Raw genomic sequence first — 18,016 nt, forward strand, 5'->3', positions numbered from 1 at the left:
GAGGCAGCAGCAGAGCGCATGCTTCTGAGCGCTATTTCGGCACAGTTGCCTACGATAAACTAGCCCGTCATCTGCTTCGTGCGCTCGGCCAGATCGGTGGCTTGGCAAGCTGGCGGTGGAGTTGCGATCACGGCCGGCGCGACATGGCACTTGACGGTGTCACGCCAAAACAGAAGCTTGCCATGGCCGCTTAACCTGTACTTTTAGGGCGCTCTAAAAATGGGGAGGATTACCGCCCCGCGAAATCAACACGTCTTTGGAAACTTTGGAAACTATGATTGACAGCACAACCGTAAAAATGCCCGAGCTACAAGTCTTCGGAAAAACCTTGGTTCTTGGAGCGCTCTTAGTTGAGCTAGCCAAAATCTCGTATATTGCCGGTGGGTCTCTTTCCAGCGTCTTGAGTGATCGACATAATCTTGCTTGGTTACTGGGTATCGGTGGGTGCGTTTGTCTCGTTATCTGGTACCTATTCATTCGCGGCTTCGGTACGACCGCAAAAAGAGTTATGAGAAGCAGACGGATCGATCTTCTGGCCATTTTTATTCTCGGTGGATCAGCAACGATGATCCCTGTCCCTATTGTGACGGAAGCGCACACTCACATCGGCAAAATTGATGGTCATTGGATCCTGCTCTTGCTGGCATTTGTATTTTTGGTCATCGCATCGCCACTAATTCGTGCACTAACGATGTGGCGCAAAGAACGTCCACCCCAACTGTATTTCTTGACCGACGACGAAGTCACTAACGATGCCAATGATGTACTCGCCAGTCGTGAGAGCGCTGTAGAGTTCGCAAAAGGGGTATTGGCAAGTGGATCAAGCAACGGATTGATATATGGGGTGGATGGCCCTTGGGGCGTCGGAAAAACGAGTTTCCTGAATTTCGCTTGCAATTATTGGCGGCAAGAAGCTGCCAACCAAGTAATCATTGTTCGTTTCGAACCGCTGCGATATGCATCGGATCCTGACCTTACAGATCGACTGATTCGTGACCTGACAGCCGAAATTCAAAGTCAAGTCTACGTTCCTGAATTTCGGCCAGCTGCTAACCGATACTCGCGAATGTTGAAAGGGAAAGCCGACTTTTCTTTCCTTGGATTTAGTTTCTCGCTGGAACCTTCTCCGGAGACAGTTGATGAACTTTTGGATGACATTGATTTTGTCTTGGAGCGAAATAACCTTCGGCTTGTGGTGGTGATTGATGACTTGGACCGGCTGGACGCCAAGGCTGTGAACGATGTACTCTTCACGGTGAGGCGAACGTTTAGGCTCAAGCAGGCGGCCTATATCCTTTGCTATGATACCGAAATTCTAGTGGATTCCAATGACGATGGAGGTCGAGCAAGACAGTTCTTAGAGAAATTTGTCAACATCAAGTTGAGCCTTTTCATTGATAGCGCCTCGCTTCGGTCGTTCTTGACAACTGACTGGAATAGTAATGGCAGTCAGTTCCCGTCGATTCCGGCGGACACTATGCTGAAGCTCGAAGGAGTTTTGAGCGAGCTTGCGGTCATGTTGGAGGGTGAAAATGCAGCGACCTACATGCGCCTCATCGGTGACTTGAGAAAACTAAAACGCTTTGTGAACGCTGTCTTACAAATGCGATTGGAGAGGACAAATCTCGCACGCATGGATTTTAATCTTCGAGACTTGATAAATCTGATGCTTCTACACTTGAACTACCCGGGTATCTTCCGGCGAATTTACGTTGAAGAGACAGAAGGTAGATCAGGGATTTTTTCTCTGAAAACCGATCGAGAGAACCAACGCACTAGGTACGTAAACTCACCTGGATTCTTAGAGTACACACAAACAAACGCTGAGCTCGGCGAATTTTTGCTTAGACAGCTATTTGAGATCGACACACTGGATCTTGGCGAATACGGATCTATAGATGAAAGCGTACGCGTTGCTAGAGCGTGTTTCAACTCAACTCCGCACCGAAATCTCGAAGCCTTTCTCCTGTTAATCGTACGCTTTGCAGCGCCAGAACCGAGAGAGACTTTCAGACTATATCAAGATGCTGTTACAAGAGTTGCGAACGGCAGCTCAATCTCAGACGTCTTATCTGATGCAGAGTTTTCCTTGAGCGACGGGAATCACACCCATGATGAATTCTGGCGCATTCTGGTCAGCCAATCGCACTCGTTCGACACAGCTACGGCTCAGCAGTCTATTGATAAATTGGTGGAAATGATTCCACGGTACTCCCTTGTGGATTTGGGAGACCGCGGGCTTCGTGGCCGGTCGATTTACAATCTTATCCGCTTGCTTGACCGCGCTGGTTGGGGACGAACAGATGCGCAGCGAGCTAACAATACACCGGAAAACATAGTTCAAATCGCCTACCGTATCTTTGGCGAAGGAAGTCACTTGGGGCAAGGGTTGATTGACCGTCTTGCCGCTCATAGTCGTGGAGTACTGGGTATCTACGATCTGCTGTTGTTCCGACTCCAATGCAGTGCGGATAGACAAGGGCAGATCTACAACTTGCATAGTGCTTTGATTGTCTATCATGATCTGACTGCTCCAACATCTGGATCTCTCAATGCCCTTGCTGTATCTGGAATGCGGACCATAACTCAAAGGGTTTTCGCAAAATTTAGAGCGAGGTATATTACCCCAAGCGTTAATCTCTTTGACGAATTCGACACGCTGACTCAAGCGGATCTTCTCGGTGAGTCGTTGCCCTATTACGTCACCTCGTTCACGCATCGAGGTCAAATGGATCGTCTTGAAAATTCCGTAGAGGCGACACGCACTTTGGCGAAATCGTTCGTCGTTTACCAACTGCTAAATCGCCATGCACCGACAGGATCTGGCGTTGGTTGCGGATTCTATGACTCAATTGGCGATGCGGATCAAGGCGAAATCGCAAACCTCATGAATCAGTATATTTTCGAAGTGTGCTTCAACCCAAATATCGCCCCAGAGAATGCAGAGCACTTCTTGAACTACTGCTTGCTCAGTTTGAGTAGCGACAATTGGGCACACGGTAACGAACGATATCAGCCGAGTGTACAGGAGCTGACAAGTGTGATGGATCCACACGAGCTAGCACGGTATTGGGATACACACGGAAATTGGTTTAGGTCTCAAAACTATCCAGCGATTGCCAAACAAGTCATTAGCTTGAACTACGTGGCATCGTATGCAGAGGATATTCCACTCGTCTACGCTGTGTTAGATCAAGTACAAGCTCAGTTTGAATTGCCACGAATTCACTAGACGCTCGCAAGTCGTTTGAAATGCGGCTTTTAGTAGGATTGGGAGCAGCTTGTTGTTGACGCGGTGGCGCACGCGCCGTTACTGCCCCGCCGCCCACTAAGCCGGACACGTCTGGTTGGTATGGTACGGTGGCGCGGCCTGCAACACGCCGCCGTTCCATTCCCTCTTGTAGGCGATTCGCTGCCCGAACTCGTCCCAGCCCCGGTCTAGAATGGCACGGTGCAGCCCCGACTTCTGCCAGGCCTACTTACCCGGCTGCCGGCATCAACCAACTGATGAACCAGATCGGTGCCGCCCGGTGCCGCCCTCATCGCGACCAGGTGCTGCGTTGCTAGTCGACCTTGCGGTGGCGCTAGCAGATAGTCGATCAGGGCCACAGCGCCGGCGTGGCCGGCTGTTGACTATTACCCTGAGGCGGCTTCGGTGACTGTTGCGTCACCCATGCGGATCGACCGTGTTGCCGGATCAGCTCGTGCAACGCGGTCGGCCGATCAGTTCCCAGTCATTCGCCGATGTGGCGAAGGCCTCGGATGATAGGTATCCTCCCTGCCCTGCAGAGACTCATGCCGCGCTCAAGCAAAAGTGGGCCTTCCTTAGCCATAACTGCCGGCCAAGGATGGTTTATCCGATCGAGGCAGCAGCAGAGCGCCTGCTTTTGCGCGCTGTGGCGGCACAGTCGGCTACGATAAACTAGCCCGTCATCTGCTTCGTGCGCTCGATCAAATCGGGGACTTTGCGCGCTGGCGGTGGGGTTGCGATCACGGCTGACGCGACAGGGCACCTGACGGTGTCACGCCAAAACAGAAGCTTGCCTTGGCCGCTTGACCTCTACTTTTAGCACGATCTAAAAATGGGGGGATTACCATCCAGCTTGCCGGCAGCGCGCTAGCTGTGTTGGCGCGCTGCACGTTTTTCATACTGAGTTTGCCGACCGTCGTTTGCCTCCGAAAATTTCTAGTACCAGGGCACTCTTTCTTTTTGCATTCCAGAGTTTTAACTGTTCGTCATTCTCGTGCTAAGTGTCAAATTCCTTAGTTATGACGTGGGCAGGAATTTAGTGGGGCGTTACAAAACCCCAAAGAAATCCTTAATACGCGTTGCCATACTCCGGCCATTGGCGTGTATATCGGCATCCATAGTCGTGGTATAGTTTTCCATTGACGTGACCAGATGTTTCTGCAGAAATCTACCGATATCCTTCGCGAGAGTGACGTCATATTCGCCCACCTTGACCGTTTCGCTTTCGCTTGGGCTTTGAATTGTTCCGCTTATGATTGTGCCGGTCGTAGTAAAACCGTTATAGGCAGAAATCCGACAGCAGTGGACCGTGAGCTTGTGCTGGAAGTGCGTAAGGCTATTAATTTGGAATTCTTGACTTTCATACCCTTGGCTCAATGGTGGTATCCGATGATGCAATACGTTTGAGATCGGTAGTCGCTGCTCGCTTGTTAGACTAATTTTTTCTGGTGTCGATTCATCGACTAAGACTTCGTCCACGCATAGAGTCTCCCCCTGATAGTGCTGGAGGAGAATGCGATCTAATCTCAGGGTACTATTTTCTTCGCCAATATCGATGCTCCAGTAGACGAACTGAACACCATCAATTTTCTTGAATCGATTCCCGTACCAAATAGCTATCTCGTAGAATCCTCCGAAGTGCTTGTCGAAGCTGCCACCCCCTCTCATATCCATATCGAGCAGTTCTGCTACTACATGTAGCGCCCGCTGAACGGCTAGCTCATATTTCCCGTCAATCTGTGGGGCAACCCCATGATTCCCTTCGGTTAGTAGTTTTTTGGCAAGCTCTGCTCCTGATCCAGCGAAAATTGCCTCACTGTACAATCGATATTCCTTCTCGCCCCGCCCCAATCCAATTGACTTTGAGACGAGGCTAAGGTGGCCATCGCCTGTCGGATGCATCGCCTCAAATATCAACTCCAAGCCGCTAGAGCCGTTAAGTGAAAAATGCTTTTTCATGGTGTCCCACGCAACTGCTGGCGGTGTCCCCTCTTTTAGAAGTCTTTTCAAGTAATTCAATACTTCTTGTCCAAGGGTGTAATCGCCAGCGAAGCAAAGCACGGCATTTTCTTCGATCAATGTCATTTTTTGTACCACGCCGGCCATGGTTGTTGGCGCATCGCCGTGATACTTTTCGCTTGAACGAATTGATGGGAGAGCAATTGACCCTGTGTTCAAAGGAGCGGGTGTGGATAGCAATGCATCCGAAATAAGGACAGGAATATCCCCAACAAAAAATCTAGCTACAAGCGTCATATGCCCTCTGAAGGTCAGCCAATGGCGAAATTGCCAATACATAAAATAGTGACGCAAGGAAATTTTTCAAGAGAGATTTTGAGTCAATGAGTTCTGTAAATACAATTTCGTTGCCAGAAGCTCTCAGGAATAGAAGATGACGTTGTACTTTTAACTTACTTGGCGCGCCTGACCCGTATGATGGCATTATGACCGGGCGGTGAATCGGCAGCAGTAGCTTAGACTCTCCTGATCCATGGTTCTCGGACGATGAAAAACGGATGGATCGTGTTGGGGCCTGGGTGTCCTGCCAGACTTCTGATGTGTGATCTCGTCGCTGCCTGGTCCAACGACGAGATCGGGCACGAGCGGTGTGTCCCCTACCCATTACTCCATGACGCGCTGAGCTAACCAACAAAAGCAGCGTTGACCTCTGCGCCGGCTCTAACTGGCCTCGCCGATCAGGATCATCAAAATGCCAGCCGACAACGGTTCGCAATTCACCGACCGCCTCACAACAAAAGACAGGAAGCCCAGTGGCCAGCACGCCTTCGATAAAGTCTGCACCGCCGTGGGCATCGAACACCGCCTGGCCCCGCGCCGGCATCCGCAAACGAATGGCATGGTCGAGCGATTCAACGGCCGTATCAGTGAGCTATTACAGCAGACCCGATTCAACAGCCGGGCCGATCTAGAGACGACCTTGCTCAACTATTTAATGCTTTACAACCACCGCACTCCACAACGGGCCATCGGTGCCAAAACACCCATCCAAGCGCTCAAAGAATGGCAGCAAAAGAAGCCGGAGCTATTCGTAAAGCGCGTTTATGATCAAACGGGACTGGACACTTAAATATCTTATCGATTCTCGGTGTTGTACCCCTATTACGACGCTTTTGCAGGGGCAAAGCATTGCCGACTATTTCTTGCCTCCTAGGATAACCTCGCCGTTTTTATCCAATATGATGAATAATTCGTGACGTAAACGTCCGAAGCGCTGCCCGGCAGCCGGATCAATGCGACGGCCGCGCAATTTGAGATAGTCGAGCTCTCCCAGATTTTCTGCATCATGTGGAATTCGTAGCAAGCCGTGCCGCCTCGCCTCAGCCACGGCATCCCCCCACCCACTGCGGTCTATACGAATACTCGCAATCACCATGCGTAACGCACCACGTCCGCTCACTCCTACCAAAAGTCCGGGACTGAAGGTGGGGGCTTTTACCCATTCGCGGATAGCAAATCCTTTAAGTTGCCAGTAGCGGTCGACGCGATTGGCAATTTCAATGTCGCTGCGAATATTCGCAAGCAAGTCGCCGGCGCGTCCATCCTCCAGGTCACAGTCGTTGATGTTGACAACTACAATGCCGCCAGCGCGCTTAGCAAGTTTTACCCACTCCTCCCGATTCAATGGCAAGGAGTCGACGCGGTGCACGAAGGCGTTAGGTACGCCCAGAGAACGAAAACGCCAAGCGTCATGACCCTTGTTGATGTTACATAGAGTGGATTCCAACTGATACGCAGAAATCAAGGCGGTTTCAACCGCCCTGGCGCGTTGTTCATCACCGAACGGACCTGCAATCTCAAGGGTATAGTTGCCATCTAAAAGGGCGTCGGTCAACTTTTTGTTGTGAGCCCTGTCGGTCAGATGTGCTGCTGAGCGTACAGCGCGGAGACCATAACCGATATAAAGCGGCTTGCCCGCCTTGGTGCGATAGAAGTAGACGTAGTGTTGATTGGTGTTATCCATTAGCCTGCTCAGGATTTTCAATGTAAATTAGACAGCAGAAAGAGGGGTAAATATTTAAATTGCCATCCGTAGCCTAGACTCTCCTGATCCATAATTCTTGAAGGATGAAAAACCGATGGATCATGCTGCGGCATGGGTGTCTTGCCGGGCACCTGGTGTGCGATCTCGTAGCTGCCTGATCCAACGACGAGATAGGGTCCCATGCCCTACAGAGACTACTGCCGCGCTCCAGCACGAGTTGCATGGGCGTCGTCTGGTTTCTGCATGAATTCTCCCATGGCTAAACGCCTCGCGACGTTGAATCCAAGGTCGCGAATCGTCGACTTTGACTTGGTATGTCGCCGTGTCGGCGGTTTGGGAGTCGCCGCCACGGCCGGTCCAGGCGTATGGCCGCCTAGCAGCACTACGCGATATGCAGGGCCGGTTGTTCCCGTTTCAGCCGCTGCGCTTCCATGTGCACAGCTTGCATAGCAAGCGACCGTTGGATAGATAGTGCTCAGTGTCCCGTTTGCAGCGGCTACAGTAGCGCATAATTGTTTCCTCCATCTTATTTTCACGAGATCTACGTGCGGTTTAGCAGCTTGCATACCGGTTATGAACGCTGGGGCGATATTGACTGGACGTTGGTCACGGTTGCTTGCATACTCATCTGCAGGCCATCCATTCATATGATTTGTTATGTGCTCTTGTTTACATACAGCGAGCGTTCGCATTCGCGTTTTTCAAATTCGACATTGTGTTTTTTTAGGTATTCTGCACGGGGAGCACATGGTTTTGCTCGGAGATCGCCTATCGGTCCGAGCATTTCCCAGTCCCGCTTCGTCAGCATATGGGAGTGCTTCAGCCTACCATCGTGGCCAAATGTGATCATATATCGGTCGAAGAGCGCGTCGATATTTGCCGACAAAAGCAGGCCGTTCTTTGGATCTATCCGCTGACTTCCAAGTGCGCTAGTCCAAGGCACGATATGTGATGCTCTCAGTGCCGCCCGAACTTCAAGACCTGTCACGGCGCACTTTTCCTCGAACTCCTTGTCGAGCGCTTGGCGGAATCCTCCCTGCCCCAACCGGATAGTTAACTGAGCCAGACGTTCAGTTTCTGACTTAGATGAGTCCTTCATGATAGAAAGCAAGTCCTCCACCATATCGTCCTCCACTCTGCGCGGCGAGAATAGTTCGTAGTCAATCCGCCTCTTCCAGTCTCGCATCAGGATAAGGGCTGTGGCAGAGTCTTCGATCCGTAAATATCGCCCCTCTTTTTTCTGATCATGGATGTAAAAGCGATTCGGATCGCAATGATGTTGTTCGGCAAAGGCCGCCAGGTCAAAGTCCGGTGGCAATTTGGCGCGGGGAATTGAATTCTCATCGGGAACTCTATATTCGCAACAATACTGACGGCTCTTCCGTCCCCAGAGCATTGGATTTGTTACAGCGATATAGACGCCTCTCCATGTTATGCGCATTGTTTTACGTTGTGAGCTCCGTGGGCCGACATTCGTTACGGCAACATGAAACCCCTCCGTTTTCAGGGCCTGAAAGAAGTTCTTTGCGAATTCGTTAAGTGGTTTTCCCGTATAGGCTGACAGGTCTGGCATAGAAAATTACCTTAAATGAGTGCGGGCATACACAAGGTTAAACAGTGTGGTCTTCCTCCATCATAACGGACGGCGAAGGATGACATGTCCGACCGAGGCAGCAGCAGTCAGCGCGCCTGCTTCTGAGGGGCTATAACGGCACAGTTGGCTACGATAAACTAGCCCGTCATCTGCTTCGTGCGCTCGGTCAGATTGGGGACTTTGCGCGCTGGCGGTAGAGTTGCACCTGACGGCATCACGCCAAAGCAGAAGCTTGCCATGGCCGCTTAATGAATCGCCACCAGCAGCTTAGCCTCAACAGTGACAATACGGATTATTACGGAAGGCGGAGTGTATCGAAGCGGTGGTTTCCATTAACTGCAGTGTCTCCCATCGGCCGCCGTTCCACCCAATGGAGCGAATATCGTCTCCGCTGCAGCGAGCCCGCTGTCATTGTTTCTTTCTAACGTTCACATATTTGTAGAACGTGGAAATGTGAATATTCAGTATTGTCACGATTTCATTGACGGGCAGCCCTTGCTCCGAGTACATGCGCTGCGCAGTCTGTATTATCGATGCGGGCAACACTGGACGTCCCCGGCTCTTACCAGTTGGCCGTTTCCGTACGATGCACTTGGTAGGGAGGCGCAGCCCTCCCCGCTCGACTGTAGTGCGTTGCAATGGATTTGACTCGTCATAAGCTTCAATTATCCGGCGCATGCCCAACGAGAAATTTCCCTCGCCTACCTCTTTTGCGTATTCGTACTGGGCTTTGGTGAGCCGAATGGAATAGGTGCGCATCGCCTCCTCTCCGTGCGGAGCCACTAGGCGTCTGGATTTTGGCTTGGTATCGCTCATCCGAAATTTTCTTTTTATTCCGTTGATTTCGTCTTACGACAACTGGTCAACAATTAGTTCATTGCCATCAGAAAGTCTAATGCTATGAAACTCAAATTAAAGATCGGGGTCAATTTTTGCCTGGAAGTGGGCGTCCACGCGGCTGTATGTATTGCGGCGCTTCCGATACTCTTGAAAATAATTATCATATATGCATGACTTGAAAGTCAATCTCAACTGGAATATTAGCGTACTGAGCTTCACCAACTCAGTATTTCGATGCCTTGCCGAGCACGAGTATCCGTTCCGCCTCTTGAGCGACCAGTTCGAAACTCGAGGTCGGGTCGCGTATGGCGCCCGTGTTTCCAGCAGCGGCCAAGACTTCGTCCTTCACGCGCCGCGCGCAGCCGACTGCCACGTAGTTCGGGCCGAGAACGCGAGCGGGCACCAGCCGCGCCAGCGGTACCGAGCTGACCAGTTCCATGCCAAGGCGACAGAGATCAGTGCGAGGTTCAGCGACCGGCTCGAACCCAAGCCACGCCCGAGATCCGCGAGTGCATGCTGGCAGCGGCTTTTCCGAGGAAAAGGTAAGCAAGTAGAAGTGTTACGTTCTCGCAACGGCGGCAGAGCACAGTTCTAGGACAGAAACAAAAAGTCGTGTTACAAGCGGCGATAAATTTTGAGTCAATACCCGAGAAAGCGCTTGACACTCGGGGCGGGCTGTGTCTCGTGCTATAGCACAGGTACGGAACAAACCCCACCCACTACGGTCAAAAGTAGTAAAGTTGAAAAGGCAGTCGAGCGGCAGGACAATTCGGGGCAACACAGGGGTTCTGTGGAACAAAAACCAACAAGGGAGGGGGCAATGGCAAGCATACCGACTTCGTATCTGAGCATGTCTGAGGCGGAACTTTACCAAGAACTGGGAGACGCGCTTGCAGGTGGCCACGCCGCTCCGACCGATACAGAGGAAGTGGAAAGGCGCGGCTACGAATATTTTCAAGGCGCTCTGCCCCAGATACGCGCGATTGTGTGCGGATCACAAATAATCGAATCCTTCATCAAGAAAGATGATGTTTTTGCAGTCGCAGGCACGATCGCCGAGATCCTCTCCGGACACTTTCAGCTTCCGAGAGCGACAGCAACATTGGCTATGCTAACTGCCCGGATGGGATTAAGGGCTTTGTGCCCTGCGGTGAATGCATGAACAGCACCTTTCTTTCGCGGTTCCAGGTTCGGCGGGACGCGTTCCTTGGCCTGGTGAACGAGGAGGTTTACCGCTTGCGAGGTGTCGATGGTGAGTGGCAGTTTGGGTCAGATACCATCGCCAGCGCGGCGCATTTTTTTCTCAACGGCCAGCCGCTCTCCTCGCGGATCGAAGTGGGTTTGGTCAACGAGCCCTCGATGACAGCCACGTGGTTCAAAAAGCCTGATGAGCAGGATGCGTATGCAATTGGAATCAATCAGGGTTTGATAACTGCCTTGGAGACCATAGCCTTCGACGTGTTTGGCTACGGCAAGGAGGAGGATGGTGAGCCACTTCGACTTGGAACGTACGAAAAGGTTGCTGCTGAACGTGTCGCCGAGAGGGTGGCAGCTTTTCTAGAGATCGGTTGTCCACTTGGCAATGCCGTGTCCCCTTCAGCCCAGCGAGTGCCATTCGTCAAGGCCCTAGTCGAGGATGCCATGCAGTTCTTGGTGCTGCATGAGTTTGCACACATTCTGCTTGGACATGATCGAGGTCACGTCCATTTGCTCCGAAATCGAATGGTGGATTTGCAAATTGCCACGTTTTCGATCGGTCAAGAACACGCAGCTGATAAGTTAGCAGCGCGGCTCCATGCTTCAATACGCCGATCATCTGCTCAATCTTTTCCTGGATTAGAATTTTCTGGCCCCACGTTATTTTTCAGTGTTCTTGGGTTATTCGAGCGGTACGCTCGGTACAAAGCGGCTTTCGAAACCCCACACGCACATCCGAATGCTTATGAGCGTCTCTATCGCTTGCGCGTCGAGTTCACGACAGGTGGTGGGCACATGTATTGGTCAATCCCCCAGGGCGACAGTCAGACCCTGGCTCGAACGGATCTCGAACCTAACCCCGATGCGGTGAAATTTGCTGATGCGATAGCGAAATCTCTCCTAAACGTCATCGAAGAGATCGAGGGGAGTGAGATGCTCCCCTCACCGTTCAATAGTATTTTCAATCGATTTTGTGCAGCCGATATTACACCGCATGTAAATGACGAATTCTTTCACGAAATTGCTCTATGGCTATTCCTAGGCAGCCCCACGAAAGTGATACAGCACCTAGTAGAGGCGAGGAATGGCATTGCCCATAGCATGGCGGAGAATCCGAGCGAGGATGATTCGATATTCCTTGAGCGGTCAAAGTGCCTGATAGACAGCGTCATTCCACGGATTAATCAGATCAAGGATTACTCGGTTCAACAAGCCCTTCGCAGGACGGCCGATCGGTTCGAACCTACCGAGCCAAATTGAGATGCTGCCACTCCCAGCGGGTGGCATTCGGTTGCGACGGTTGACCTTCCATCCAACGCTGGTGGTCTGCCGCCGGCGCTGCTTGACGGCGCAGTGCTGCCGAGTGAATGTTTGGTTGCCAGGGTGTCCTGCCAAACTACTGGTGTGCGATCTCGTAGCAGCCTGATCCAACGACGAGGTCGGGTCTGGCCTGCCTATCTCCCCTGCCCTGCAGAGACTCCTACCGCGCTCAAGCACGAGTTGCTTGGGCTTCGGCGCGTTCCTGCACTAACGTTCCCACGGCAAGACTCCTTGCGACATTGATCTCAGGTTTCGCGTGTCGCGGTACAATCGATTCGAGTTTTCTTCCACATTATTTTCGTTCTGCAATGATGCATTTAAGTTAAAGTGTTGCGTGGATCGGTTGAGTCCACCCCAAAGACGGCCAGTCGCCAAGGGTCGCTTTAATCCGTATCGACTTTAACATCATCAGTTTCAGCTTCATGTATGCTTGTTTGAACCGCAGGACAACCCTTTACACTCCGGATCGACGATGGAATTACAGCTCATTTCAGAAATGGAGCGCGGTTCAAGCCCGGCCTCGCGAGGACCAGCCGGCGCTTATATCGAAGGCGAACTGGGTGCTCTCTATTTGCTGGCCTTATTAACGGGCAATCGGGCGCCGGGCATGCCAGATGCACGGATTGTCAGTGTCCGATTCCAAGGCACTGAGCAAGGGTTCAAGCTGGATGACCTGATCGCTTCGGGCGTGGGACCGTCCGGTGGCTCCGTCCTCGAAATTCAATCAAAGCGCGATATCACTTTCTCGCCGCAGGACAGCGTCTATCAAGACGTTGCATCCCAGATCGCACGGAGTGTCGTGGGTTCCGTGCCGGCGGATCGACACTTTCTAGGCATAGCGACGCAGCGGACCAGCCGCAAAATTTCTGGTGCTTATCAAGATGTACTCAAATGGGCGCGGACAATGGAGAGCGCGGCGGCGTTCTTCACTCGGCTAGACGCTAGGGGCATCGCGAGCAAGGATATGCGCGATTTCGTCGCAACAACAAGAAGGCATCTTGTAGCGGGCGGGGTCGCCGATGACAACGATGCGATCTGGCGGCTGTTGCGGCGGATACTCATCCTCGAGTTTGACTTCGAAGCGACCTCACCAATCACCCGAACCTATGGGCATGCACTCGCACGGATGGCGCTCGCCGACGAGGACGTAGACCGTGCCGGCGCGCTGTGGAGCCGGTTGGTCGACTTGTCAATAAAGACTGGGACTACCGGCGGTGAAATCGACCGAACGGCCTTAGTGGCCAATCTGGCCGAGGCGGGATTCCGGCTTGCTGGCGGCCGCGAATATGGTCCGGCACGCGTCAGACTTGCCGAGCTCGCGCAGAACACACTTGCGCATATCGGCACGAGTGTGGCGGGGGTGACCTTGCCGCGGCTGGAAGCAGTCGCTGCAGTCGACGATGCCTCCGAAGCGCATCGTTTCGTCGAGGTCCGCGGGGCCCCAGGTGTCGGTAAATCCTGGGTACTTCGCCATCTCGCCGAGCGTGTCGCACGCCAGGCACCGATCATAGTCCTCGACCGGGATGCGACGCCTCCGGGAGGCTGGCTGCCGTTTTCAAACACTCTCGGCATCCCGGGATCGGCGCTTGAATTTTTGACCGATCTGGCCGCAAGCGGCGGTGCGATGCTCTTTATCGATGGCTTGGACATGTTCGACGATATCGGTCGCCAGCGCACTATCGCCGAGCTCATGAGGGCAGCGAGCCAGATTCCTGACTTCAAGGTGATCGCCACCATGCGGACAGCCGGCAATATGAATGTCGAACGCTGGCTCGACGATCAGATCGTTGCCGCAATGGGTGGCGCGTACCCGATACAAGTCGACTCCTTATCGGAGGACGAAGTCGCGACCCTAATCGATCAAGCGCCGGAACTCCGATCACTGTTGTATCCGAAGCATCCAGCCGCCGGACTTGTCCGAAATCTCTACCGGTTGTCCCGGCTGCTGAAGTTGTCCAGCGCTACTGGGGTCCGGACCGAAGCTGAGATGGCCGCCTATTGGTGGAAGAATGCGGATGGCGCACCTGCAAACGATATTCGCGCCGCGCAGCGGTTGATGGCGGCTCTCGCCGCAAGTGCCTTGCGAGGCGAAGGCGGACTTGAAATTGCAGAAGATTCGGCAGCGCGTTCGCATTTAATTGGAGCGATGACGCTCAGGGAGGTGCGACGCGACTGGCTCGACTTCTATCACGACGTGTTGCGCGACTGGGCAATAGGCAGCTATATTGCAGAAGATCCCCAGCATTTGGCTGCTGTGGACATGACTGTGCCGGTCTCACCGCGCATTGCCCGCGGTATCGAATTCGCCGCCCGCCTAGCCCTTGAGTCGGGTGCAGATTGCACCGGGTGGACCCAGCTGCTCGGGCAGTTCTCTGCCCCCGAGGCCCATGGGTCCTGGCGGCGTCAGGCGATCCTAGGTTTGTCGCGCTCGGAGGCCGGATACGAACTGCTTGAAAAGTGCAGCGCCGGATTGCTTGAGGACGGGGCGGCTCTCTTCGTCGAATTGTGCACGACGATTGCCGCGGTCGAAACCGTGGCGACTTCCGACCTGATGAGGATGCCGGACGATACCAAGATCGATATGCCGCGTTCCCATCGGACCGATGTCACCGGCTCCGCCATCGTAGTGCTTCGATGGGTACTGGCGCACGTGGCCGAGATATCGATATCAACGATCGGCACGGTGGTCGAACTGGTCAAAATACAGCTCTATCTCCTCAACCATCTTCAGTCGTTAGCCCAACAAACTGCTGTCATGTTATTTGGCTGGCTACGACAGCTCGATGTCCGTGGCGCCGGAGTAACGATCCCGGATAAGCGGAACCTTGGGCGGGGAGCGAGCGATGGGCGAAGCAACATGATAGAACAACTTCGCTTGGTGGCTCTTTTTCTCGGAAAATTCGCGCCTGATGAGCTAAAGGCATATCTGAGGGAGGTCGGCAATGAACGCGACAGCTACAAGGTTGATGCGATCCGGCAGTTTTCAAGCGTGATTGCGCCGGTTGCGCCCGCCGAACTAGCTGAACTTGTGTTAGCGAGCCTCCTCCCGACACGGGGTCGGCAAGGCCGCCGTGACCACATAATGGAGCAGGCCTTCACTTTCGCCGACAGCAACTATTTGCCGACCTCGCCAGCGCAGCCCCCATTCATCGATCTGTTGAAATCCGCGCCCGCCGAAGGATTAAAGCTGATCCGGACACTAGTCGCGGAAGCGATTGCTTTTAATACCAGCGCACACGCGTCCGCCGATTCAGGTTTCACCATCGATTTCGGCGATGGTCCACGTTTTTTCCCTCGGACCGACAGCTATCTTTGGTCACGGGATCAATGCAGCGGTTATTCGGCGGCCTCCGGGCTTTTGGCGCTCGAAGCCTGGAGCCAGCAAAGACTCGATGATGGCGCGCCGGTCGATGAGGTGCTCACCGATATTCTCGGGCCCGATGGCAGTTGTGCGGCATACCTCCTGGTTGCGACCGATGCGCTGCTGTCGCATTTCGACGTAGCGCGCGATGCGCTAGCGCCGTTGATAGCAGATCCAGAACTGCTGGCCAGCGACCGTATGCGTCGGGATCGTGATCAGCTTGGATTGGGGCTTGATCAGTTTGCGATCGGGAAGGAGCCGGATGCCAAGGTCAGGCTTGCTGACTTGAAGGGGCGCCCGTCGCGACGCGTGACATTGTTCGATGTGGTGCACTGTTATCTGGGAGACGATCCCGTGTCGAACCGCTTGCGCGAGCACCTGGGTCTCGCGGTGGCGAGCCTTGAGCCCATTCAATCCTACTCGAACTGGAGTGACGCGCGGTTGATCGCACGGGTCGCCAACAATATGCTACAGCGATCGAACTGGACTGACATCGGGGGCGGAAAATTAGAGTATCGACCGCCAGCGGACGAGGCTGCCCATCTCGAAGCGATGAAGAAGCAGCGGGTCGCATTCATGCGCTCAAACGAAATCGAATCGTGCATCGATTTGGCGATCGCGAGCGGAGGCGAATATGCCACCGCCGCGACGGCACGCGATGCGGTTGTTTATGCGGCCGGCGACCTTCCCGACGATAGCGATACCGATGTCCTCAAGTCGCGCTCAACCCGCCTGATCACGACGGCTTTGCTGGTGGCGCGCGACGGTGAGGACGGTCTGCTTGCGGCCGAGGAGGCCTGGGTCCGTCAGGTCATTGCCATCGCGCTCAATGAGCATTCAGATCGTGGTATCGGATCACTGGATACGCTGCGTTTCAATCGGCCGGCGATTGCCATCCTTACCTTGATCCATCTCTGGGCTCGGAAGGGGCGTGAGACGGATCGCAACACGTTGATTCGGCTCGCGACACGTGAGGATCGCAGTGCGGCGCCGGCATACTCAGCCGGACTCTCGCATATCCTAAAAATCGAGCCCAAACTCTTCAAGGCGGCAATGCGCGCTGCATTCGCAAGCGTGATTTGGCGCTGGAGGAGCCACGACGAGGAGGATGAGGCCGAGCATGCACGCTTCGGCGCAGAGCGGACTGCGGCGGTCGATACCGCAGTCGCGGCCGAGATTGCCTGGCTGGATGGCGAGTCCGAACCTTCTTGGCCGGCTTGGCCCGAGGAACCCCCGCTTCTGCGGCCCGGTTCACGCGTCCAAGTACCTGAACTCATCATGTCGTCCGAGCTCGAGGAAGAAGATATGATCAAGTCTGCGATTACCGAGGCATCAACCATCATCCACGTCAACAGCAAGGCGGCAGCGCAATGGCTGGCGATGGTTCAAGCCGCGCCCAAGGGGGCAATCGATTGGAGGCCGGAGGTGGTCGGGGCCTATGTCGATTGGACCGCGCGGATGAACGGACTAGGTCTGCCTGTAGATATCGAGATCGATCGCGATCCGCAAGATTGGAATATGCACTACTACGCACTGTTCGCCGAGCGGTTGCTCGACGCTACCGATGCGTCGTTCGAAGCTGACCTGAAACTCGTGATAGATCTGCCGAACGAGTCATTCGGCAAGGTAGCGCAGACTGTCATCCACACGGCCGATGCGCTTTATTTTAATGATCCGGAGCGTTCGGCTACACGGCCTGCCGATTTGCGTACCCGCTTTGCGCAACGCGTGATGGCTCTCCACAGGTGGCGAAATGCAGATGACCCTTCTAGTTCGCGAATCGACATGCAGAGCGGTGGAATCGTCGCAAAGATAATGCTGAACACTTACGACCCATTTAGCGGGACGCAGAGCTATCTGCCGTCCGTCTTGTTTGACCGCGTCGACCCGCTCCTCCCAGCGATAAGACCGCTGTTACCAGGCGGACCGACGGCCTTCGTGGCGCTGTGCACCATGAACTTGCTCCTAGTTGCGACGCGCGCGCGTCACCTCGATTTCCTACTCGAAGCGACGGAGGCTTGGTTTGGTCGTACGAAGGCGCCCGGACTGTGGATCGACATGGGTATCGGACGAAAGGTAGTCGAATGGCTGGAAGCGGCGATCATTCAGGAGGCCGGATTGCTCGCGCCGACGCATCCGTTGCGCGCTCGAATCGACCGTGCACTCGGGTGGTTAGTTGGTGTTGGCGTTGCCGAGGCTCATGAGCTCGAATTAAGAGTCGAGGCGGCGAATGAAGCGTTTAAGCAATAGTGGCCGTCCCTCGCCATACAGGACAGAGAAACATGGCATATCCGACCGAGGCAGCAGCAGTGCGCCGGCTTCTGAGCGCCGTAACGGCACAGTTGGCTACGATAAACTAGCCCGTCATCTGCTTCGTGCGCTCGCCCAGATCGGGGACTTGCGCGCTGGAGGTGGACTGGTCATCATGAGCCGTCCAGCCCGCTCAATTGC

The 18,016-nt window shown here is 54.0% G+C and carries 10 protein-coding genes and 1 pseudogene; 5 read left to right on the forward strand and 6 right to left on the reverse strand.

Annotation, left to right across the window (positions count from 1 at the left end; genetic code table 11):
• The first annotated feature begins 274 nt into the window (after positions 1-274).
• Positions 275-3,232 carry a KAP family NTPase gene (locus ACQ4WY_RS25635; RefSeq protein ID WP_436506505.1) on the forward strand — a complete coding sequence of 986 codons (2,958 nt, stop codon included), beginning with the start codon at positions 275-277 and terminating at the stop codon, positions 3,230-3,232.
• A 96-nt stretch (positions 3,233-3,328) separates the two neighbouring features.
• Here ACQ4WY_RS25635 and ACQ4WY_RS25640 read toward each other — a convergent pair whose 3' ends face one another.
• Complete coding sequence (locus ACQ4WY_RS25640; protein ID WP_436506624.1) at positions 3,329-3,457, reverse strand: zinc ribbon domain-containing protein; 129 nt, start codon at positions 3,455-3,457, stop codon at positions 3,329-3,331.
• An 840-nt stretch (positions 3,458-4,297) separates the two neighbouring features.
• Positions 4,298-5,563 (reverse strand): hypothetical protein, encoded by a 1,266-nt coding sequence (locus tag ACQ4WY_RS25645; protein WP_436506506.1) that lies wholly within the window; start codon positions 5,561-5,563, stop codon positions 4,298-4,300.
• 376 nt (positions 5,564-5,939) lie between these two features.
• On the opposite strand from ACQ4WY_RS25645, the pseudogene ACQ4WY_RS25650 reads away from it, so the two are divergent.
• A pseudogene (locus tag ACQ4WY_RS25650) lies at positions 5,940-6,338 on the forward strand (integrase core domain-containing protein); the annotation flags it as partial.
• 66 nt (positions 6,339-6,404) lie between these two features.
• Here the strand turns inward: ACQ4WY_RS25650 and ACQ4WY_RS25655 are convergent.
• The 4 genes from ACQ4WY_RS25655 to ACQ4WY_RS25670 all read right to left on the reverse strand — a co-directional run bounded on the left by ACQ4WY_RS25655 (position 6,405) and on the right by ACQ4WY_RS25670 (position 10,090).
• On the reverse strand, positions 6,405-7,232 hold the full coding sequence (locus tag ACQ4WY_RS25655; protein WP_436506507.1) for a hypothetical protein: 828 nt from the start codon (positions 7,230-7,232) through the stop codon (positions 6,405-6,407).
• 676 nt (positions 7,233-7,908) lie between these two features.
• The gene (locus tag ACQ4WY_RS25660) at positions 7,909-8,826 is read right to left on the reverse strand and encodes an HNH endonuclease (RefSeq protein ID WP_436506508.1); all 918 of its coding nucleotides are present in this window, start codon (positions 8,824-8,826) and stop codon (positions 7,909-7,911) included.
• Between the two features lie 429 nt (positions 8,827-9,255).
• Positions 9,256-9,663, reverse strand: a complete 408-nt coding sequence (locus ACQ4WY_RS25665) for a hypothetical protein (protein ID WP_436506509.1) — start codon at positions 9,661-9,663, stop codon at positions 9,256-9,258.
• A 247-nt stretch (positions 9,664-9,910) separates the two neighbouring features.
• Positions 9,911-10,090, reverse strand: coding sequence for a hypothetical protein (locus ACQ4WY_RS25670; protein ID WP_436506510.1), 180 nt, complete (start codon positions 10,088-10,090; stop codon positions 9,911-9,913).
• Positions 10,091-10,507: 417 nt separating this feature from the next.
• On the opposite strand from ACQ4WY_RS25670, the gene ACQ4WY_RS25675 reads away from it, so the two are divergent.
• The 3 genes from ACQ4WY_RS25675 (at position 10,508) to ACQ4WY_RS25685 (ending at position 17,815) form a co-directional block, all read left to right on the forward strand.
• Entirely contained in the window at positions 10,508-10,849 is a 342-nt protein-coding gene (locus tag ACQ4WY_RS25675; RefSeq protein ID WP_436506511.1) for a hypothetical protein, read from the forward strand.
• A complete protein-coding gene (locus ACQ4WY_RS25680) occupies positions 10,846-12,144 on the forward strand; it encodes a phage exclusion protein Lit family protein (RefSeq protein WP_436506512.1) in 1,299 nt (432 codons plus the stop codon). Before ACQ4WY_RS25675 ends, ACQ4WY_RS25680 begins: the two co-directional genes overlap by 4 nt.
• A gap of 532 nt (positions 12,145-12,676) precedes the next feature.
• Positions 12,677-17,815 carry an NACHT domain-containing protein gene (locus ACQ4WY_RS25685; protein WP_436506513.1) on the forward strand — a complete coding sequence of 1,713 codons (5,139 nt, stop codon included), beginning with the start codon at positions 12,677-12,679 and terminating at the stop codon, positions 17,813-17,815.
• Positions 17,816-18,016 lie beyond the last annotated feature (201 nt).

The sequence above is a fragment of the Janthinobacterium salmonicoloratum genome (assembly GCF_051380845.1).
GTDB classification, from domain to species: domain Bacteria; phylum Pseudomonadota; class Gammaproteobacteria; order Burkholderiales; family Burkholderiaceae_D; genus Janthinobacterium; species Janthinobacterium lividum_F.